Source organism: Ideonella sp. (assembly GCF_036277275.1).
In the GTDB taxonomy this organism is placed as follows: domain Bacteria; phylum Pseudomonadota; class Gammaproteobacteria; order Burkholderiales; family Burkholderiaceae_C; genus Ideonella.
In genome coordinates, this window is the sequence record NZ_DASUNH010000003.1 from 37,139 (window position 1) to 55,705 (window position 18,567).

General features: G+C 68.2%; 20 protein-coding genes. 10 read left to right on the forward strand and 10 right to left on the reverse strand.

All coding sequences use genetic code 11. The features are described from left to right. The first annotated feature begins 102 nt into the window (after positions 1-102). The 6 genes from VFY73_RS00540 (at position 103) to VFY73_RS00565 (ending at position 5,443) form a co-directional block, all read left to right on the forward strand. Positions 103-756, forward strand: coding sequence for a LysE/ArgO family amino acid transporter (locus tag VFY73_RS00540; RefSeq protein ID WP_329715943.1), 654 nt, complete (start codon positions 103-105; stop codon positions 754-756). A gap of 55 nt (positions 757-811) precedes the next feature. Then, positions 812-1,780, forward strand: coding sequence for a DMT family transporter (locus tag VFY73_RS00545; RefSeq protein WP_329715944.1), 969 nt, complete (start codon positions 812-814; stop codon positions 1,778-1,780). A gap of 93 nt (positions 1,781-1,873) precedes the next feature. Further along, a complete protein-coding gene (locus VFY73_RS00550) occupies positions 1,874-2,380 on the forward strand; it encodes a hypothetical protein (protein ID WP_329715945.1) in 507 nt (168 codons plus the stop codon). 1 nt (position 2,381) lies between these two features. Continuing rightward, the gene (locus VFY73_RS00555; RefSeq protein ID WP_329715946.1) at positions 2,382-3,056 is read left to right on the forward strand and encodes a PspA/IM30 family protein; all 675 of its coding nucleotides are present in this window, start codon (positions 2,382-2,384) and stop codon (positions 3,054-3,056) included. A 13-nt stretch (positions 3,057-3,069) separates the two neighbouring features. After that, positions 3,070-3,705, forward strand: coding sequence for a YqiJ family protein (locus tag VFY73_RS00560; RefSeq protein ID WP_329715947.1), 636 nt, complete (start codon positions 3,070-3,072; stop codon positions 3,703-3,705). Between the two features lie 40 nt (positions 3,706-3,745). Further along, a complete protein-coding gene (locus VFY73_RS00565; protein ID WP_329715948.1) occupies positions 3,746-5,443 on the forward strand; it encodes a flotillin family protein in 1,698 nt (565 codons plus the stop codon). 7 nt (positions 5,444-5,450) lie between these two features. On the opposite strand, the gene VFY73_RS00570 is transcribed toward VFY73_RS00565, so the two are convergent. Further along, positions 5,451-5,798: a diguanylate cyclase gene (locus VFY73_RS00570; RefSeq protein ID WP_329715949.1), complete on the reverse strand. Its 348-nt coding sequence runs from the start codon at positions 5,796-5,798 to the stop codon at positions 5,451-5,453. Between the two features lie 173 nt (positions 5,799-5,971). On the opposite strand from VFY73_RS00570, the gene VFY73_RS00575 reads away from it, so the two are divergent. Then, positions 5,972-7,243, forward strand: coding sequence for an amino acid deaminase (locus tag VFY73_RS00575; RefSeq protein WP_329715950.1), 1,272 nt, complete (start codon positions 5,972-5,974; stop codon positions 7,241-7,243). A gap of 38 nt (positions 7,244-7,281) precedes the next feature. Here the strand turns inward: VFY73_RS00575 and VFY73_RS00580 are convergent, their stop codons facing one another. The 5 genes from VFY73_RS00580 to alaC all read right to left on the reverse strand — a co-directional run bounded on the left by VFY73_RS00580 (position 7,282) and on the right by alaC (position 12,438). Further along, positions 7,282-8,925 (reverse strand): right-handed parallel beta-helix repeat-containing protein, encoded by a 1,644-nt coding sequence (locus VFY73_RS00580; protein WP_329715951.1) that lies wholly within the window; start codon positions 8,923-8,925, stop codon positions 7,282-7,284. A 93-nt stretch (positions 8,926-9,018) separates the two neighbouring features. Then, the gene (locus tag VFY73_RS00585) at positions 9,019-9,795 is read right to left on the reverse strand and encodes an expansin EXLX1 family cellulose-binding protein (RefSeq protein ID WP_329715952.1); all 777 of its coding nucleotides are present in this window, start codon (positions 9,793-9,795) and stop codon (positions 9,019-9,021) included. Positions 9,796-9,990: 195 nt separating this feature from the next. Further along, a complete protein-coding gene (locus tag VFY73_RS00590; protein ID WP_329715953.1) occupies positions 9,991-10,644 on the reverse strand; it encodes a hypothetical protein in 654 nt (217 codons plus the stop codon). A 118-nt stretch (positions 10,645-10,762) separates the two neighbouring features. After that, positions 10,763-11,218, reverse strand: coding sequence for a TIGR02594 family protein (locus tag VFY73_RS00595; protein WP_329715954.1), 456 nt, complete (start codon positions 11,216-11,218; stop codon positions 10,763-10,765). A gap of 11 nt (positions 11,219-11,229) precedes the next feature. Further along, on the reverse strand, positions 11,230-12,438 hold the full coding sequence (gene alaC / locus VFY73_RS00600; protein WP_329715955.1) for an alanine transaminase: 1,209 nt from the start codon (positions 12,436-12,438) through the stop codon (positions 11,230-11,232). A gap of 219 nt (positions 12,439-12,657) precedes the next feature. Between alaC and VFY73_RS00605 the strand changes: the two genes are divergently transcribed. Genes VFY73_RS00605 through VFY73_RS00615 form a run of 3 tightly spaced genes read left to right on the forward strand, consistent with a single transcriptional unit; the run spans position 12,658 to position 14,256 of the window. Continuing rightward, positions 12,658-12,960: a DUF2892 domain-containing protein gene (locus VFY73_RS00605; protein WP_329715956.1), complete on the forward strand. Its 303-nt coding sequence runs from the start codon at positions 12,658-12,660 to the stop codon at positions 12,958-12,960. Then, the gene (locus tag VFY73_RS00610; protein WP_329715957.1) at positions 12,960-13,487 is read left to right on the forward strand and encodes an RNA polymerase sigma factor; all 528 of its coding nucleotides are present in this window, start codon (positions 12,960-12,962) and stop codon (positions 13,485-13,487) included. Before VFY73_RS00605 ends, VFY73_RS00610 begins: the two co-directional genes overlap by 1 nt. A 16-nt stretch (positions 13,488-13,503) precedes the next feature. Beyond that, entirely contained in the window at positions 13,504-14,256 is a 753-nt protein-coding gene (locus tag VFY73_RS00615) for a 5'-methylthioadenosine/adenosylhomocysteine nucleosidase (protein WP_329715958.1), read from the forward strand. A 59-nt stretch (positions 14,257-14,315) separates the two neighbouring features. On the opposite strand, the gene VFY73_RS00620 is transcribed toward VFY73_RS00615, so the two are convergent. From VFY73_RS00620 to VFY73_RS00635, 4 genes are all read right to left on the reverse strand, one after another. After that, entirely contained in the window at positions 14,316-15,179 is an 864-nt protein-coding gene (locus tag VFY73_RS00620) for a hypothetical protein (RefSeq protein ID WP_329715959.1), read from the reverse strand. A 26-nt stretch (positions 15,180-15,205) separates the two neighbouring features. Then, a complete protein-coding gene (locus tag VFY73_RS00625; protein ID WP_329715960.1) occupies positions 15,206-15,649 on the reverse strand; it encodes a hypothetical protein in 444 nt (147 codons plus the stop codon). Positions 15,650-15,694: 45 nt separating this feature from the next. Continuing rightward, the gene (locus VFY73_RS00630) at positions 15,695-17,494 is read right to left on the reverse strand and encodes an ATP-binding protein (protein ID WP_329715961.1); all 1,800 of its coding nucleotides are present in this window, start codon (positions 17,492-17,494) and stop codon (positions 15,695-15,697) included. Between the two features lie 145 nt (positions 17,495-17,639). Further along, entirely contained in the window at positions 17,640-18,353 is a 714-nt protein-coding gene (locus tag VFY73_RS00635) for a PspA/IM30 family protein (protein WP_329715962.1), read from the reverse strand. Positions 18,354-18,567 lie beyond the last annotated feature (214 nt).

The window sequence follows — 18,567 nt, forward strand, 5'->3', positions numbered from 1 at the left end:
GTTCAAGACCCTCGGGAGCGGCCCTTCGTGTCTTGAGATCCGCTTCATCTGCTGAAGAAAGTCTAACTGGCGGTTTGCGCTGGCGGCCGGCAAGCTGCGCGCATGCTCGATGACACCTCACTCCCCCCCACCTCACTGCTCGACCCCGCCCTGCAGGGCCTGGCGCTGACCTTCGGCCTGATCGTCGCGATCGGCGCGCAGAACGCGTTCGTGCTGCGCCAGGGCCTGCGGCGCGAACATGTCGGGACCATCGTCGCCTTCTGCACGCTGGCCGACGCGGTGCTGATGGCCGCCGGCGTCGCCGGGTTGGCGAGCCTGATCGGTGCACAGCCCGGGTTGGCCCGCCTGCTGGCGGGCGGCGGCGCGCTGTTCCTGCTCGGCTACGGGCTGCGTGCGCTGTGGCACGCCCGCGCCCCAGGCGCGCTGCAGGCCACCACCAGCGCGGGCCTGGGCCGCCGGCAGGCGCTGGTGCAGGTGGCCGGCTTCACGCTGTTGAACCCGCACGTCTACCTCGACTCGGTGCTGCTGATCGGCACGATCGGCGCGCAGCACAGCGGTGCCCCCGCCCGGGCCGCGTTCGTCGGCGGCTGCGTGATCGCCAGCGCGCTGTGGTTCACCGCACTGGGCTACGGCGCACGCAAGCTGGCGCCGCTGTTCGCCCGCCCACAGGCCTGGCAGGTGCTCGACGCGCTGGTCGGTCTGACGATGCTGGTGCTGGCCTGGAAGGTGGCCCCTCTGGCCCTGGCCCCGCACTGATCGACAGCAACGCGGTACAAGACCGGCCGCTCCCGGCCCGGGCATCATCGGCGCCATGGGAATCGGAGTGTTGTTCGCGCTGGCCGCCGGCCTGATGTGGGGCCTGGTGTTCGTCGGGCCGTTGATGCTGGCCGACTACCCGGCCGTGATGCTGTCGTTCGGCCGTTACCTTGCCTTCGGCCTGATCGCGCTGCCGCTGGCCTGGCTGGACCGCGTCAACCTGCGGCAATTGAGCCGCGCCGACTGGATCGAGGCGATGAAGCTGGCGCTCGTCGGCAACGTCGTCTACTACCTGTTCCTGTCGTCGGCGATCCAGCGCGCCGGCGCACCACTGCCGACGATGATCATCGGCACGCTGCCGGTCGTCATCGCCACCTGCGCCAACGTGCGCAACGCCGCGCGCGACGGCCACCTGCCGTGGCGCCGGCTCGCCCCGTCGCTGGGCCTGATTGCGCTGGGCATCGGGTTGGTCAACCAGGCCGAGTGGACCGCGCTGCGCGCTGACCCCGACGCGGACGTCGGCCGCTATGCGCTCGGCGCCGTGCTGGCGGTGGGCGCGGTGATCTGCTGGACCTGGTACCCGCTGCGCAATGCCGACTGGCTGCGCGCCCACCCGGACCGCAGCCCGCGCAGCTGGGCCACCGCGCAAGGCGTGGCGACGCTGCCGCTGGCCATCGTCGGCTACACGTTGACCTGGGTCGTCTTCGGCGTCACCGATGCGCCGTGGGCCATGCCCTTCGGTCCGCGTCCCGAAGCCTTCGTCACGCTGATGCTCGCGATCGGCCTGCTGTCGTCGTGGCTCGGCACGCTGTGCTGGAACGAGGCCAGCCAGCGCCTGCCGACCAACCTGGCCGGCCAGCTGATCGTCTTCGAGACGCTGGCGGCACTGGCCTATGCCTTCGTGCTGCGAGGCCACGGGCCCACGCCCACGACGGTCGCCGGCATCGTGCTGCTGATCGCCGGCGTCGCCTGGGCGCTGCGGGTCGAGCCAGAGCCAGTGGTTGCCGAGGGGCACACGACCTGATTTCAGACGCCGGCGGCGGCTTCGCGTTCATGTGTTGACAAGCGAATCCGTTTGAATACACTTGTGTTCAAAGGAACACGAGGGCATTCATTCATGGTCAGCACCGCTGTCTCGATGGAGCCGCTGTCCGCACGCATCCCGAGTGACCTCTACCTGTGGCTGGCCCAGCTGCAGGTCGAAGGGGCCACCACCAACAGCGACAAGCTGCGCGTGCTGCTCGGTCAACTCAAGCGCCAACACGATGGCGCATTCGATTTCGTCGCCGCCCATGCCTGGTCGCGCGACCTGGTCGGCCGGCTGCGTGATGCTTTGGTGCGCGTCGAGGGCACGACCGGCCGCCATTCCGAGGTGCTCAACGCGGTGCTCGACCACCTGGCCACCTCGCTGGCACTGGCGATCAGCCAGACGCCGAGCAACGAGCAACAGGCCGCCCAGCTCGAGGATGCGCTGGTGCGCCGCGCCTTCGCGCTGGCCGAGGCACTGCTGCGCCAAGGCCTGACCGACGCGGCCGCCGCCTACGACCCGGCAGTGGTGAAACGGCACATGGCCGCTACCATCCAGCTCGCCTCGACCCTGCAGACCTTGACGAAAGGAGCCTGACATGGCTGATTCACTGAAGACACGGGTGGGCCGCGTGATCACCGGCGGCGTGCATGCGCTGCTGGACCGGCTGGAAGACCAGGCGCCTGAGGCGATGATGGAACAGGCCATCCGCGAGGCCGATGGCGTCATCACCGACGTGCGGCACGAGCTGGGCACGACCTCGGCCAACCGCCACCTGGCCCAGCAGCAGCACCTGAACCTGAACCGCCAGCACGAGGCCTTGAGCGAACAGCTCGGGCAGGCGCTGGCGCAGCAGCGCGAGGACTTGGCGCGCACCGCCGTGGCCCGCCAGCTCGACATCGAAGCCCAGCTGCCGGTGCTCGAATCGACACTGGCCGAGTTCGCCCGCCAAGAGACCGAGCTGCGCGGTTATGTCGAGGCGCTGCTGGCCAAGCGACGCGAGATGGACACCGCGCTGGCCGAGTTCCGCAAGAGCCGCCTCGCAGCGCAGGCCAGCATCGCGCCGGGCCGCCCGGCCGGCGCCGGCTCGGCAGACGTGCGCATGGCCGCGGCCACCGGCGCGTTCGACCGCGTGCACCAGCGTCAGACGGGCCTGGCCGCGACCAGCGTAGGCGCCACGCTGCAGCAAGCTGCACAGCTGAAGGAACTGGACGACCTGGTGCGCCAGAGCAGGATCGAGGAACGTCTGGCGCAGTGGAAGGCCCAGCAGTGAAAGCATCGACGCCGTGAGCCTGTTCATCACCGCCGAAACGCTGCCGTTCGGCATCGCCTTCGCACTGATCATCGCGCTGGCGCTGATCGAGGGCCTGGGCATGCTGGTGTCGCTGAGCCCCAGCACGTTGCTCGACCACCTGGTGCCGGCCGTTGACGCGACCGATGTCGACACCGGGCTGGACCGGGTGCTCGGCTGGCTGCACCTGGGGCGCGTGCCGTCGCTGGTGTTGCTGGTGCTGTTTCTCTCCGGCTACGCGCTGTTCGGCTACAGCCTGCAGGCAGTCGTGCACGGGTTGTTCGGCGTCTACCTGCCGGCTTGGATCGCCGGGCTGCTCGCCGTGCCGCCGGGCCTGGTCACCGTACGCAGCCTCGGTGCGCTGCTGGCGCACCTGGTGCCGCGCGACGAGACCAGCGCCGTCAGCGAGCAATCGCTGATCGGCCGCACCGGTGTGATCAGCGGTGGCGCGGCCCGACGCGGGCTGGCCGGGCAGGCCCGCGTGCGCGACAGCCACGGCCGCAGCCACTACCTGATGGTCGAGCCCGACGTCGACGACGAGGTGTTCGACGATGGCATTGAGGTGCTGATCGTGCGCAAGGTAGGCAGCTTCTACCGCTGCATCCGCAACCCGTACCCGACGGTGCTTTGAGTCTCGAGTTTCGTTGTTGTTGAGAGGGAGGAGATTGACGATGGACAACCTGATCCAGCTGGGCGGCCTGGCCGGCCTGATCCTGATTGCGCTGCTGACGATCGGCGTGATCTTCGCGCGGCTGTACAAGCGCTCGACGAAGGAGATGGCCTTCGTGCGCACCGGCCTCGGCGGCCAGAAGGTGATCATGGACGGCGGCGCGATCGTGCTGCCGGTCTTCCATGAGCGCGTGCTGGTCAACATGAACACGCTCAAGCTCGAGGTGATGCGCCGCGAGCGCGAAAGCCTGATCACGAAAGACCGCATGCGTGTCGACGTGACCGCAGCGTTCTTCGTGCGCGTGAAGCAGACCGAAGAGGCTGTCAGCACCGCCGCGCAGACGCTGGGCGCCCGCACGCTGAGCCCAAACGAGCTGAAGGCGCTGGTCGAAGACAAGTTCGTCGACTCGCTGCGCGCGACCGCCGCGACGATGACGATCCAGGAGCTGCAGGACAAGCGGCGCGATTTCGTGCAGGCCGTGCAAAACGCCGTCGCCGAAGACCTGGAGAAGAACGGCCTGGAGCTGGAATCGGTCTCGCTGACCAGCCTGGACCAGACCGACAAGCAGTTCTTCAACCCCAACAACGCCTTCGACGCCGAGGGCCTGACGCGGCTGACCGAGCAGACCGAAGCGCGCCGCAAGCAGCGCAACGACGTCGAGCAGGACACCGAGGTGCAGGTGCGCACCAAGAACCTCGAAGCCTCGCGCCAGAAACTCTCGATCGAGAAGGACCAGGAGTTCGCGACGCTGACCCAGAAGCGCGACATCGAAACCGCACGGGCCGAGCAGACCGCGCAGATCTCGATGCAGCAGGCCGAGCGCAGCCGCGAGGCCGAGGCCGCCAAGATCGAGGCCGAGCGCCAAGTGAGCCAGAAGCGCATCGAGGCCGACCGCGAGATCCGCTCGGCCGAGATCGAGAAGAACCTCGCCGTGCAGACACGCGAAATCGACCTGGAGCGCAAGACCGAAGTACAACGCGCCGACCAGCGCAAGCAGGTCGAGATGGCCCGGCAGGACACGCAGATCGCGATCGCCAACAAGTCGCGCGAGCAGTCCGAAGCCGACGCCGCCGCCAACCTGGCGCGCGCCGAAGTGGCCAAGACCGAAGAAGGCGTGACCACCTCACGCCAGGTCGCGGTGGCTCAGCGCGACAAGGCGATCCAGCTGATCGAAGCCTCGAAGGAAGCCGAGCAGAACGCGATCGCGGTGACCGTGGCCGCGACGGCCGAGAAGAACGCCGCGCTGGACCGCGCCGAAGCGATCACGATCGAGGCCAAGGCCAAGCAGGCCGCGTCGCTCGCCGAGGCCGAGGGCAAGCGCGCAATCAACGAGGCGTTGAACACTTTGTCCGCTGCGCAGATCGATCTGCAGGTGCGCACCCAGCTGCTGCAGCAACTGCCGCTGATCATCCAGCAGGCAGTCAAGCCGATGGAGAAGATCGACTCGATCCGCATCTTCCAGGTCAGCGGCATGCCCGGCGCGCCGGGTGGCGAAGGCGGCTCGGCTGGTGCGGGCGGCGCGAACGGCGCGACCTTTCCAGAGCAGGTCATGAACTCCGCGCTGCAGTACCAGCTGGCCAAGCCGATCGTCGATGCGGTGATGAAGGACGCGGGTCTGTCGAACGAAGGCATCACCGGCGTCGCGCACGCGCTGTCGGGCATGCTGAAGCCGCCGGCCACACCGGACCCGGCGCACTGACACCGGCTCAGCCGGCCGCGACCACCCGGCTACGGCCGGCGAGCTTGGCGGCGCAGAGCCGCTTGTCGGTCTGCGTCAGCAGCGCCTGCGGGTCGGCCGCTTCGGTGGCGCCGGCCACACCCAGGCTGGCGGTCACGCGCAGATCTGGCGAGACGCTGGACCAGCCGTGGTCGGCCACGGCCTGGCGCACCCGTTCGGCCACGTCGGCGGCCGCGTCACGCGAGGTGCCGGCCGGCGCGAGCACGAACTCTTCGGCGCCGTGGCGTACCGCGCGATCGTGGCCGCGGCAGCCTTCGCCCAGCAATATCGCCAAAGTGGTCCAGGTGCAGCAGCACCAGCGCCAACGCCAGTGCACGCACGATCTCGACGCGCTGGATCAGCTGTTGGTCCAGGGACCTCGATGTTGTTGCTCATCGGCGCGTGGCGGCACGAGACCACCACCAAATGACCAGGTTAGGGGCCTTGAGTCTGCCAGCCAAGCCAGACTAGGGGTGGGTTGGCCCGGAAAGGCTGTGGTCGAATCGCCGGATGAACAGCCTCCTCGATCCCTTGCTCGACCCGCTCTTCAAAGGTTACCCGGCCAACGTGCCGGCGCTGCGCCGCTCGCAGATCGGCGAGCAGGGCTGGCATGTGCTGGCCGACCAGCTGCCACTGCCGCTGGCCGTGGTCCACCGCGACGCGCTGACGCACAACCTGAGCTGGATGCAGCGCTTGGTGGCCGAGGCCGGTATCGCGCTGGCACCGCACGGAAAGACGACGATGTCGCCGCAACTGTTCCAGGCGCAGATGGCCGCCGGCGCCTGGGGGATCACCTTCGCCAACGTGCACCAGCTGGCGATCGGCGTGGCCTCCGGTGTACGGCGAGCGGTGATCGCGAACCAGCTGGTGCAGACGCCGGAGCTGGCCGCCCTGGCGGCGCTGCAGCGGCAAACCCCCGACCTGCGCGTGGCCTTCCTGGTCGATTCGGCCGAGCAGCTGGCGCGCATCGAGCAGGCCGACCAGTCGCTTGCCTTCGAGGTGCTGGTCGAGTTGGGTCTGCCGGGCGGCCGCACCGGCGTGCGCACCGACGAAGAGGCGCTGGCGCTGGCGCGGCGGCTGCACGCCAGCGCCAGCGTTCGGCTGGTGGGTGTCGAGGTCTACGAGGGCCTGTGGGCCAAGGGCGAAGACACCGAGGACGCGGCGCTGGTCAACGGGCTGATGCAGCGACTGCACCGCTTCGTCGCCGCCTGCGACGCCGAGAAGCTGTTCGACACCGGCGAGATCATCGTCAGCGCCGGCGGCTCGGCGGTGTTCGATCTGGTCGCGCGCGGGCTGCGCTCGAGCCCGTCACCGCGGCCGATCCAGCCGCTGCTGCGCTCCGGCTGCTATGTGACGCACGACGACGGTGCGTACCACCGTTATGCGCAGGTGGTGAACCGCCGCCTGGGCTGCAGCGACGCGAGCGGCCTGCGCGCCGCGCTGGAGGTCTGGACCGTCGTGCAATCGTGCCCCGAGCCGGGCTTGGCGATCCTGAATGCCGGCAAGCGCGACGTCTCGGCCGACTGGGGGCTGCCGGTGCCAACCAAGCTCGCCCGCGCCGGTGAGCGCAGCGCCGCCGCCGCACCGGCCGGCTGGACGATCGACAAGCTCAACGACCAGCACGCCTACCTGCGGCTGAACGACGCCGGCGTCGCGCTGCAGGTCGGCGACCGCGTGGCGCTCGGTATTTCACACCCCTGCACCACCTTCGACAAGTGGCGCTGGATGGCGGTGGTCGACGAAGACTACCGCGTCGTCGACGCGATCACGACGCACTTCTGACGTGGCGGTGGCGCCGGTCGCCGCCTGACGCAGCAGCGTCACATCGGCTGCAGGCCCAGCGCCTCGTAGCGCGTACCGGGCTTCACCCGCACGTCGTCGACGAACGGCGGCAGCGGCTTCCACGTGTCCGGGTGCTCGGGTGGCACCCGGCCGGCCGGGCACGGGTTCAGTTTGCAGCGATAGGGCGAGCCGAGGTGCGTGACGATGAAACCCTGGGCGTAGGTTACCGGCTGGTCGTCGCCCAATGAGGCCACGTCGGTCCACATCTCGAGCCGCAGGTAGTCGAAGCCGGAGGCCAGCCCGGCATCGACAAAGCTCACCGGCTTCGCGTCGACCCGCTTGTTGCGCACGCCGGTCACGTTGCCGTTGGTGCCGAGCCCGGTCGGCAGCAGGTTCGAAAACTTCTCCGGCCCGGTCCACTCGGTGTTGGCGAAACGGATCGGCGACGTGGTGTTCATCACCCGCAGCAGGTGGTCGTAGGGCACCGCGTCGGGGTAGACCTGGTCGCGCTCGAAGCGCCAGTGACGCCAGGTGTTGCCGGTGAAGCGGAAGTCGATCCCCGGGATCGCCGTCGTGTTCAGGTACATGCCCATGCTGCGCGTGTCCGAGAAGTAGTTGTTCTCGAAGCGCACGCCACGGTTCCCGCCGGTCGCATCGCCCGCCACCGGCTCCATGAACATCGACACGAGGTTGCTCGCCGCGCCGATGAAGATGTTGTTGCGCACCCGCAGCTCGCCCTCACGCATCCCAATCTGCAGGTTGCCGTCCTGGAACGGCTGGAAGGCCGCGCGCCAATCGATCGCCGCCGGGCCGAAGACGTTGTGGTGCACGTCCGTCAGGCCCTTCAGCTGGCTGATCTGGATCGCCTCGGTGCCGGTGCGCAGCACGCGGTTGTTGAAGATCTTCCAGTTGCGGATCGCATGCTGCGGCTGGCCGCTGCGGCTGCCGATGTACATGCCCTCGCTGCCGGTGTCGTGGATGTACATGTCGTGCACCGCCACATCGGCCATCGTCGCGGTGCCGTCGTTGTCGGTCTTGGCCAGCAGGCCAGCGAAACCCAGGCGCGTGATTTCGATGTACTCGAGCTCGAACGCCGTCGCGCGGCCGCCGATGGCCAGGCCCGACACGCTGTCGACCGAGTGCTCGTCGTCGACCAGGATGCCGTAGCGGCCCTGGCTGTTCGCGAAGGCGCCGCCGCGGTGGCCCGGGTAGGCCGCATCGCCGGTCAGCGAGATCGGGTCGTAGCGCCCGGTCAGCACCCAGTTCGAGCCGCCGGCGAGCTTGAGCAGGTAGTAGTGGCCGAGCCCACCAACACGCACCTGGCCACCCTGGTTGGTGATGACCAGTCGCCGGTCGGGGCTGCGCTGCGGCAGGTTGCCGATGTAGATGAACTTGAAGTGGCCGGGGCGCAGGTACAGCCGGTCGAGGTTCGCCCAGTCCACGTCGGGGAACGTGGCCTGGATGTCGGCGAGGTAGATCGTGGTGTCGGTGATCTTGCCGGGCAGGCTCGCCGGCAGCGTGAACGTCAGGCTCGGGACGCCATAGACGCCATCGACCGGGGGCCAGTCGGCGGCTGATGCCGCTCGGGGCAACAGCAGCGCCAACACACAGGCCAGGCCGATCATCCAACCCGCCGCCCAACGCCTTACGGCCCCGTCACCGGGTACGCCACGTGTCTTCATCGCATGCTCCCTGCTCGGCCGGCGTCGAACAAGGCGGGCCGACGCGGCGCCGGCCGCAGCCGCATCGGCCCAGCGTGGATCAATCAGCCCACGTCAATCGGCAGCGTCGTCGACATCGAGGGCCGACTGTTCGGCCAGCGCCCTTCCCAACAGCGAATCGCCCTCGGCTGCACCGGGCCGCTGCGGGAACTGCTTGGTCGTCGTGATCACCTGGCCCGGCGACAGCGCGACGTTGTTGACCTTGACCACCTGGCCGTATACGTCGGTCAGCCTGAAGTCGTAAGGCCCTACCCCCATGCCACCCGGCGGAATGAACACGTTGTACAGCTCACGCGGCGCTGCCTGGTAGGGTTGGCCGCTGCCGGTGACGCGCCAGGCCAGCTTGGCCACCGGGTAGCGGTGGTCACGCACCTGCACCGAGGTCCACCACTGGCTCGACCCCGGGTCGAAATACAGCGACAGTGTCGGCGGTGTGCAGGCCACGTACTTCCAGCGGATCGGGATGCGGCCCTGCCACAGCTCGGCGATCTGTGCGAACGCCTCCTGGTCCAGATCGACATCGCCCGGCGCGCACTCGGGGCAACGGTCGTCGATGCGCACCTGCACCGACTTGCCGTTGGCCGGGTTGGTGACCTGGATGCACCCGCCGCAGGCCTTCGCGCCGGCGTAGTCGGTGTGGTTCATCGCCGCGGTCAGGATCGTCGGCGGCGGAAAGCTGCAATTGCCGCCCTCGGTGTACTGGTAGAAGGTGCCCTCGCCTTCGTGCACCGTCTTCCAGCCGCCGGTCGCCTGCTGCTGGGCATTCGCGCCCACAGCCGCCAACGCCAGCGCGATGCCGACCCAGATCGTCCAGATCCTCTTCCCGCCCATGCTCGCCTCCTCGTGTGGTTGCGAAGCGATTGTGCGAAGCGACGCGGCGGCTGTGTGCAAGCGCTGCCAGCCAGAGCGCAAGAAAGCGCGTCCAGATGTATCAGCAACGCCTCGGCCTGTTGGCGCTACGCCTCCTGCAGGCAGATGGTTGGTGAGGTGGTGAGCAATCGTGTCGCGCTGGCGCGCATCGGCGACTCATCGAGTGTCTTTGTTCCCGATGGCCTTGCAGTGATTCGAAATGCGCGTCCAGCGTTGCACGGCTTCGATTTCGGGCTCATTGGAAGCAGATGCACCCCCGCCACGGATGGCAGCGATCTGCTGGCGCAATGCTGCAGCTTCTTCAGGTGGCGCCACCCGGGCTTGGGCTTCCATCTTCTCGATGACCGGCGCCATCGCCTGGGCCACCTGGGCAGGCATGGGCTGTGGTCCGGTCGGCGCGGGCTTGCTCTTGAGTGTCTTCTCCCACACGTCCGGGCCGATCTTTCGCAGCGAGATCTGCTGCGCTCGGCCTTCGCAGGTGAACGAAGCCGTCAGCGAGTCGCCCTGCGTTTCGCTCTTGGCCCGGCAGTTGCCGGTGGCGATGGAAGCGGCCGGGCCTTGGCATTCCTCGTGCGGACCATCGCCCGGATACACCGTGACCACCGGCTGAGGGGCCGAGGGCGACTTGGTGGTCACCGTGACCCGGCCGGTGGCGCCATCGGTCTGCTCGAGTTTCTCCATCACCCCCATCGGGGTCACCCAGCGCGTGGTGGATGTCAAGTCGACCCGGTACAGCCCGGGTGGCGGAATCGCCTGGGCCAGGCACGACATGGAGGGGGCGAACAGAAGGCAGGCCAGGGACCAGGCCATGGGTACGGGTTTCATCTCGAGGGCCGGAGGTTCTCAGATCAGCGTCGCGCATCGTTCGTACGCCTGATCCGTCTTGTGGAACGCGCGATGCTGCCAACATCGCGGGGCCTGCGCAAATTCAGATCTGGGGGGATGTGCCTGCGGTGTGTGCCGCCGGCCACCGATACGCCAGCACGCATTCGACCGGATAAGCGTTCTCGCAAACCGAGCCGAGCTGGTTGCCGCCCAACAGCCAGACCTGTTGCGCATCGTGCCGCAGGTAGAAGCCGACATGGCCCTTCCAGCTGTCAGGGGCCTCGCGCCAGAGCACGACGATGCAGCCGGGCCGCGGTGTGTCGATCGCTTGGCCCCAGTCCAGCCACGAACGGGCGAGCGCTACACCGGTGCCCGCCAAGCCAGCCTGGCCCAAGCACCAGTGGACGAACGACGAGCACCACGAGACCTTGTCGTCGTAGCCAGCGATGATGGTGCCGGCGTGGTACGCGGTGATGCGTGGATTGCACTGGCCCTCGGGCCAGGCCACCACGCCCTGCTCGGCGCGCGCGGCTGCCATCCACGGTGGGTCCGCGTGCATGGCGTGCCGGCTCAGCCCGTCACGCCATCGGCGCGGAACATCGCCTTGATCCCGCGCACGGCCTGGCGGATGCGGCTCTCGTTCTCGATCAGCGCGAAGCGCACATGGTCGTCTCCGTGGTCGCCGAAGCCGATGCCGGGGCTCACACACACCTTGGCTTTCTCGAGCAACTGCTTGGCGAACTCGAGCGAGCCCAGCTGCGCATAGGCCGGCGGAATCTTGGCCCAGATGTACATCGAGGCCTTGGGCAGCTCGACCGCCCAGCCGGCCTCGGCCAGGCCCTTGGCCAGCACGTCGCGCCGCTTCTGGTAGCTCGCCGCGATGTCCTTCACACATTGCTGGTCGCCCTCAAGCGCGGCGATAGCGGCCACCTGCAGCGGCGTGAAGGTGCCGTAGTCGTGGTAACTCTTGATGCGCGCCAGCGCGGCCACCAGGTCCGGGTTGCCGACCATGAAACCGACGCGCCAGCCGGCCATGTTGTAGCTCTTGCTCAGCGTGAAGAACTCGACCGCGATGTCCTTCGCACCGGGCACCTGCATGATGCTGGGCGCCTTGAAGCCGTCGTAGACGATGTCGGCGTAGGCCAGGTCGTGCACGACGAAGATGTCGTGCTTCTTCGCCAATGCGATGACCTTGTGGAAGAAGTCGAGCTCGACGCACTGCGCGGTCGGGTTGCTCGGGAAACCCAGCACCATCATCTTCGGCTTCGGGTAGCTGCCGCGGATCGTGCGTTCCAGCTCGGCGAAGAAGTCGACGCCGGGGACATTGGGCACCGAGCGGATGTCGGCGCCGGCGATCACCGCGCCATAGATGTGGATCGGGTAGCTGGGGTCGGGCACCAGCACGGTGTCGCCACGGTCCAGCGTCGCGAGCATCAGGTGCGCCAGGCCCTCTTTCGAGCCGATCGTGACGATCGCTTCGCGCTCGGGATCGATCTCGACGTGGTAGCGGTCGCGGTACCAGTGGCTGATTGCGCGCCGTAGCCGCGGGATGCCCTTGCTCGCCGAATAGCCGTGCGTGTCCGGCCGCTGCGCGACCTCGACCAGCTTGGCCACGATGTGCGGCGGCGTCGCCCCATCGGGGTTGCCCATGCTGAGGTCGATGATGTCTTCGCCGCGGCGGCGCGCCGCGAGCTTCAGCTCGGCGGTGATGTTGAAGACGTAAGGGGGCAGGCGATCGATGCGCGCAAAGCGGCGCTGACCGGAAGAGCCGGTGGCCATGGAGTGTGTACCTTTTCGACGTAAGCGCCCGGAACCGTCCGAGCGACGAGGGCCGGCGCTTTGCGCACCGACGCGGCCATCGTATGCGATTCGCGCCGTCGGCGACACTGGGTGCATGTCGCATGCGACCAACGATTCGCGGATGGACTGGCTGACCCAATGGCGCGCATGCTGGCCGGAACGACCACACCGCCCCGGGCGGCTCGAAGGTTTTTTTTGATGGACCGCGAATCCAACGTCACCGCTGCCGCCTCTTGTTCATCAGGCCTGCCATGGTGGCGCGCCGTTGAACCGATGACGAAAGGTGGAACGAGCATGTGGTATGTGAAGAATGTGCCGAATGGCGAACGGGTGGCGCGGGTGCTGTGCGGGGCGACGGGTGCAGCGGTGGCGTTCGTGTTGTTGTCCGGCCCGTGGGCCTGGCTCGCCGCCGCAGCGGCGGGGGGGCTCACGGTGTCGGGCTTGGTCGGCTTCTGCCCAATGTGCGCGATGGTCGGGCGGAAACTGCCTCGCGGCGGTTGATGGCGATGGGCTTCGCGATCGAGCAACACGCCCCCTTGCTGGCCGCCGCCCACGGCGGCGACGGCCAGGCGATGGAAACGCTGCTGCGTCTGGCACGGCCCGACGTGCGGCGCTACGCGCAGCGCCATTGCCTGATCAGCGACGTCGACGACGCGGTGCAGGAGGCGCTGTGGGTGATGGCGCGCAAGCTGCACCAGCTGCGTGCCTTGGCGGCGCTGTCCGGCTGGCTGCTGCGCACGGTGCAGCGCGAATGCCGGCGCCTGGGCCGCATCGCGCTTCGCTACGACCCGTACGACGAGGCCGCAGTCGACGCCTGGCTGGCCCGGCACAACGACGATGCGTTGCGCCATGAACTGGCCTCTGCCATCGAGTCGCTGCCGCCTCACTACCGCGAGGTCTTGCTGCTGCGCGACTTCGAAGAGCTGACGATCGCCGAGATCGCCGCGCGTGTCGGCGACAGCACGGCCGCGGTGAAAAGCCGGTTGCACCGGGCGCGGACTTTGGCGCGCGAGTACCTGCTGGCCTGACGCCACAATCCGCCCCATGACCCGCACAGCCCTGATTGCCGCGATGCATGAGGAATTGGCCGCGTTGCTGCCGGCGATCGAGGACGCCCGCATCGAGCGCCGTGGCGGGCGCGAGTTCTGGCTCGGCCGCCTGGAGGGGCAGGAGGTGGTCGCGGTGCGCTCAGGCATCGGCAAAGTCGCCGCGGCCATCACCGCCACTTTGTTGTTGGACCACTACCAGGCGGCGCGGGTGCTGTTTCTCGGCGTGGCCGGGGGCATCGGCGCTGGTGTGCAGGTGGGTGACGTGGTGGTGGCCGATGCGCTGCTGCAGCACGACATGGACGCATCGCCGCTGTTCCCGCGCCACGAAGTGCCGCTGACCGGATTGGCGCGCTTTCCGGCCGACGCCGCATTCAGCGACCGGGTCGCGCGCGGCGCCGAAGCGGCCGTCGCCCGGCACGCTGAAGCCGCCGCGCTGCTCGGCCATGGCACGCGCGTGCACCGCGGCCTGATCGTCAGCGGCGACCGTTTTGTCGCCACCGCCGCCGAGAGTGAAGCGCTGCGCCTGGCCTTGCCCGACGCGCTGGCGGTGGAAATGGAAGGGGCCGCCGTGGCGCAAGCCTGCCATGCCTTTGGGATGCCGTTGGCCGTGGTGCGCAGCATCTCGGACCGGGCCGACGACGACGCCCACGTCGACTTCGGCAGCTTCCTGACCCGGGTTGCCGGCCCTCTCGGGTTGGCGATCGTGCAGCAGGCCTTGGCACCGGTGGCCGCGGCAGCCGGGCGTTGAGCCAGCCCCCACCCGCCCACCACCCCGCTGCCGACGCAGCGGGCAGCACGGTCGACTGGTCAACCCGCCGCGCTGATGCCGAAGAAGCGAGCGTGGTCGCGCTCGAAGGCGCAGAACCCGTTCTGCAAGGCCCGCACCGCGGTGGCGGTATCGCCGCCGACCAGGAAGCGCAAGGCGTTGTGTGCGCCTTCGAGCGCGTAGTCGAAGTGGTCGGCCTCGACCGCGCCGCCGTGCCCGCTGTGCACGCCGACCCAGGCGTAGCAGCGGTGGGTGCCGCCGGCCAGGTGCACGGTGCTGCGCATCAGGTGCTGCACCAGATCGTTGTGGTGCTTGCGCAGGTGTTCGTCGATCAGTGAGAACTCCTGGTCGGCCAACAGCTCCGAGCCGAGGTGGTAGCCGATGGCCCAGAAGGCTTGCGCCGCGCGGCCCTCGGCCGCCGCCGGTTGACCGGTGTAGCCGACCAGCACGTTGTCATTGACCGTCACCAGCTCCGCCGGCTCGTCTTCTTCGAGCGCGGCGTCGCTGAGGCCGAGGTGATCTTTCATGCTGATCAACGCCGCCTGCGCCATGCAGCGGTGGCTGTCGCGGGCCGGGTTGATGTGGTCGTCGTACTCGTCGCGGGCAGCGTCGAAGAAGTAGCTCGCGATGTAGTTGCTGCGATCAGCCACCGCGCGCGGAAAGCCTTCTTCGCGGAACAGGCTGCGGCTGCCGCCCAACAGGCTGGACAACGCCGAGACACCATTGGCGAAATGGCCGTTCCACGATGCGTAGTGCACGAAGAATCGCAGCAGCTGCGGGCCATCGGTCAGCTGCGCCAGGCGATCGCGCACCCGCTGGCGCGCGGCGTCGAAATCGACCAGCGCACGCAGCGTCGCTTCGCTGACCAGCGCGGCCGGCGCTGTGGGGTCGGGTGCTTCAGCCATGGCTGCTCCTGCGTTTCGTCATGCGGTCACAGCGTCTTCGACAAGGCCGCCACCGACTCCGCGTCGGGCAGGTGCGCGAGCGAGCCGATCAGCGTGTCCTTGACCTGCTGAAGCAGCTCGGCGGCCCGCGCCTCGGCCACGCCGGATTGCTTGGCCAGGTCGAGCACCAGCGCGCGTTCGCCGTCGCTCATGTGGCCGTCGGCATAGGCGGTCATGAAGCACATCAGCACCAGCTGCTCGGCAAAGTCGGCGCCACCGCCGGCAGCGGCCAGCAGCTGGTTGGCCTGCGCGTGGGTGTGGCCGACCTGGTCGAAGGCGGGCATGCCTGCGGTCGCCGACTCCTCGTAGAAGGTGCGGATCAGCTGTTCTTCGGCCGGCTGGACGCCGTCGACATGGGCCACCGCCAGCATCGCGGCCACCAGGGCCGTCACTTGGGCGGGCGTCATCGTGTCATTGGGTTGGGTGCTCATTGGCAGCTCCTTGGGATCTGGGGGATTCTTGGGGGGATTGGCGGGTCAACGACCGAGCGCACGCTGGCGCGCGCCGCGCAGTCGGGTCTGGATGTCCTCGATGGACAGGCTCTGGAAGCGGGCCGGCAACAGCGAGCGCCGCGAGGTTTCGGACACCGCGAGCAGCTCCATGAAGTCGATCATGTCGCGCTCCTGCGGCGGCATGAAATCGTCCTTGGCGCGTTGCAGCGCGTCGAGCAGGCTCAAGGCCGGCTCGCGTTCGCGGAACTCCAACCCCAGCAGCGTCAATGCCTCGAGGTCGGCGTTCGAGTAGCCTCCGAGCGACTCGCACAACGCGGTGACGCCGGCCACGTCACAGGCCAGCGCCGCGTCGAAGCGCCGCACCACTGCCTGCACCACCGCCGCGCGATCGGCCGCGGTATCGGCGTAGAAGAACGGGATCTTGCGGTCCATCCGGCCGGGGCGCTTGATGTCGGTGTCGAGCTTGTCGGGCCGGTTGGTCAACATCACGAACAGCACCTGGCCGCGGTTCTCGGTGTCGGACATGAACTCCTTCAGCCGCGCGATCACGCGCGAGCTGGTGCCCTCGTCGCCGCCCTCGCCGCCCGCGTTGCCGAAGCTGCGGTCGCCTTCGTCGATCAGCACCGCGATCGGGCCCATCGCCTTGACGGTGGCGAGCACGCGTTCGAGGTTCTTCTCGGTCGAGCCGACCCACTTGGAGCGGAAGTTCTTCAGCGCCACCGCCGACAGCCCGGCCTCCTTCAGGAAGGCCTTGATGACGAAGGTCTTGCCGGCGCCCATCGGACCGACGGCCAGCAGGCCCATCGGCGTCAGCTTGCTGTCGCCTTCGCGCAGCGAGCGCGCGATCTCCAGCAGCTCGCCGGTGATGTGCTGGCAGCCGCCGACCGCCGACAGGCCGTGCTTGGGTTCGACGAACTCGATCAGCCCGGCGCACTCTTTCTCGATCAGCTCGCGCTTGCGGGCCTGGATCAGGCGCAGCACGTCTTCGTCGAGGTCGGCCGATGGCACGCTGCGGGTCGGTTCGACCAGCTTGACGATCTCGTCGGCGGTCATGCCGGCGGTGATGCCGGCAAAACGCTTCGCGCGCTCGGCCGCGTCGGGTGAGCCGGCCAGCAACTGCCCAATCAGCGCCTCGCGCTCGGCCTCGCCCATCGCGCTGTTGCCGCTGGCGCGCATCAGGCTCTCGACCTGCACCGCGCGCAGCCCGGCCAGGCGCTCTGCATAACGTGCCACCTGGGCATCAGACAGCTTGGGGCCCAGGTGGCGCACGATCTGAGCACGCGCCGCCTCGTCCGGCATCGGCACCTCGATCGCCGCCACCTTCGGGTTGTTCAACAGGCTCTGGTTCAGCGAGCCCAGCGTCTCGACGACGATGAAGGTGATGTTGTCGGACGAGTTCAGCTGCCGGTCCAGCGACCAGCGGTGAAACAGGTTGCCGACCTTGCGGTCTTCGGACGAGACGAAGCCCGCGTCTTCTCCGGGCATCAGCGCGTCGGCATACGGCACGTAGACGGCCGTGCCGTGGCTTTGCCGCAGGTGGCGCTCGAGGCTGTGCAGCTGGGCCATCAGGTCGCCCGCCTTGTCGAGCTCGACCGTGCCCTTCAGGCACTGCACACCGAACTCGGCCGAGACCTCGACCACCGTCGGTTTGGTCTCCTGCACGAACGGGCCCGTCAGGAAGGCCTTCAGGTCGACGAACTGGCCTCCGATCAGGAAGCTGTCGAAAACGTTGCGGTACAGCACGAAGGTGGACGCTTCGCCGGCGAGGTACTTCTCGCGCAGCTCACGCGCCCAGGCCGGCAGCTCGCGAGTTGAGCCAGTCATTGGTGCAGTCATCTCACGGCTCCACAGGCACACGGCTTCGCAAGGGGCCCACCAAACCAAGGGATTTGCGCGGATCCGGCTCTGCCGGGCCGCTGCAAAAGCCCCCGTGGGGGGCAGCGACCGGAAGGGAGCGTGGGGGCTCCATTCACAGGCTCTTGCCGCCGCCGCCCGCGGTGTTGGCCTCCATCGCCTTCTTCATCTGCTCCAGCTGCGCGCGGGCGGTGACCGAACCGGCGCTGCGGTTGAGCGACTTCAGGCGCTGGTCCAGGTCAGACTCCCGCAGCTCGCTGCCCAGCTTGGCCTCGGCGACGCGGCCCTTGATGTGCTCGCGCACGCCCGCCAGTGCCTGCACCTCGGCATCGATCGACAGGCCGTCGAGCGACTCCTGAATGTGCAGCCGCGCCTGGGCGCTCTGGAACTTGGCGATCATCCGGTCCTTCTCGCCCTTCAGGCGATCGATCTCGCTCTTCATGTCGAGCAGCGAGGCCTTGGCCTCCTCGGCGTCCTTGTCGGCTTCGACGAAGTCGGCGTCCAGGCCCTGGATGCTTTCGTCCAGCGCGTTCTTCTTCTGGATCAGCACCAGCGCCAGGTCATCCTGGTTGGTCGCCAGCGCGGCATTCAGCTGCGACGCCACCTTGGCCAGCTCGGCCTTGGCCGACTGGAGCTGGTTTTCCAGGTCGAGCCGGCGCGCGATGATGCGGCCCGAGGCCTGCTTCAGCTTGCTGTACTTCTCGGTCATCGACGCGATCGAGTTCTGGTACGCGATTTCCGGGTGTTCCTTCTCGATGTCGGTCACCCACAGCGCCACGAAACCCGTCCACAGGTTCCACAGGCGGCTGACGATTGCGTTGTTGGCCATGGTGTCTTACTCGCTTCCTCTGCTTGTCTGCACATCACCGCCCGAAAGAGCGGCACCTTGTTGTCAATGATCGGTCAACTCAGAGCCTGGGGGTTTTTCGCGCGTGCCCGAGCAGCGCGTCAAAGGGCGCCCAATCGAGGCGCAAAGCACAGCCATAGCTCGGGCCATGGCGCGCATTTGCAACGACGAGGGGTGACTTTTGGCGTGATGAGCG

Coding starts and splice junctions, on each gene's coding strand:
- VFY73_RS00540 (WP_329715943.1), top strand. CDS start 103: ATGCTCGATGACACCTCACTCCCCCCCACCTCACTGCTCGACCCCGCC.
- VFY73_RS00545 (WP_329715944.1), top strand. CDS start 812: ATGGGAATCGGAGTGTTGTTCGCGCTGGCCGCCGGCCTGATGTGGGGC.
- VFY73_RS00550 (WP_329715945.1), top strand. CDS start 1,874: ATGGTCAGCACCGCTGTCTCGATGGAGCCGCTGTCCGCACGCATCCCG.
- VFY73_RS00555 (WP_329715946.1), top strand. CDS start 2,382: ATGGCTGATTCACTGAAGACACGGGTGGGCCGCGTGATCACCGGCGGC.
- VFY73_RS00565 (WP_329715948.1), top strand. CDS start 3,746: ATGGACAACCTGATCCAGCTGGGCGGCCTGGCCGGCCTGATCCTGATT.
- VFY73_RS00575 (WP_329715950.1), top strand. CDS start 5,972: ATGAACAGCCTCCTCGATCCCTTGCTCGACCCGCTCTTCAAAGGTTAC.
- VFY73_RS00580 (WP_329715951.1), bottom strand. CDS start 8,925: ATGAAGACACGTGGCGTACCCGGTGACGGGGCCGTAAGGCGTTGGGCG.
- VFY73_RS00585 (WP_329715952.1), bottom strand. CDS start 9,795: ATGGGCGGGAAGAGGATCTGGACGATCTGGGTCGGCATCGCGCTGGCG.
- VFY73_RS00590 (WP_329715953.1), bottom strand. CDS start 10,644: ATGGCCTGGTCCCTGGCCTGCCTTCTGTTCGCCCCCTCCATGTCGTGC.
- VFY73_RS00595 (WP_329715954.1), bottom strand. CDS start 11,218: ATGCACGCGGACCCACCGTGGATGGCAGCCGCGCGCGCCGAGCAGGGC.
- alaC (WP_329715955.1), bottom strand. CDS start 12,438: ATGGCCACCGGCTCTTCCGGTCAGCGCCGCTTTGCGCGCATCGATCGC.
- VFY73_RS00605 (WP_329715956.1), top strand. CDS start 12,658: ATGGACCGCGAATCCAACGTCACCGCTGCCGCCTCTTGTTCATCAGGC.
- VFY73_RS00610 (WP_329715957.1), top strand. CDS start 12,960: ATGGCGATGGGCTTCGCGATCGAGCAACACGCCCCCTTGCTGGCCGCC.
- VFY73_RS00615 (WP_329715958.1), top strand. CDS start 13,504: ATGACCCGCACAGCCCTGATTGCCGCGATGCATGAGGAATTGGCCGCG.
- VFY73_RS00620 (WP_329715959.1), bottom strand. CDS start 15,179: ATGGCTGAAGCACCCGACCCCACAGCGCCGGCCGCGCTGGTCAGCGAA.
- VFY73_RS00625 (WP_329715960.1), bottom strand. CDS start 15,649: ATGAGCACCCAACCCAATGACACGATGACGCCCGCCCAAGTGACGGCC.
- VFY73_RS00630 (WP_329715961.1), bottom strand. CDS start 17,494: ATGACTGGCTCAACTCGCGAGCTGCCGGCCTGGGCGCGTGAGCTGCGC.
- VFY73_RS00635 (WP_329715962.1), bottom strand. CDS start 18,353: ATGGCCAACAACGCAATCGTCAGCCGCCTGTGGAACCTGTGGACGGGT.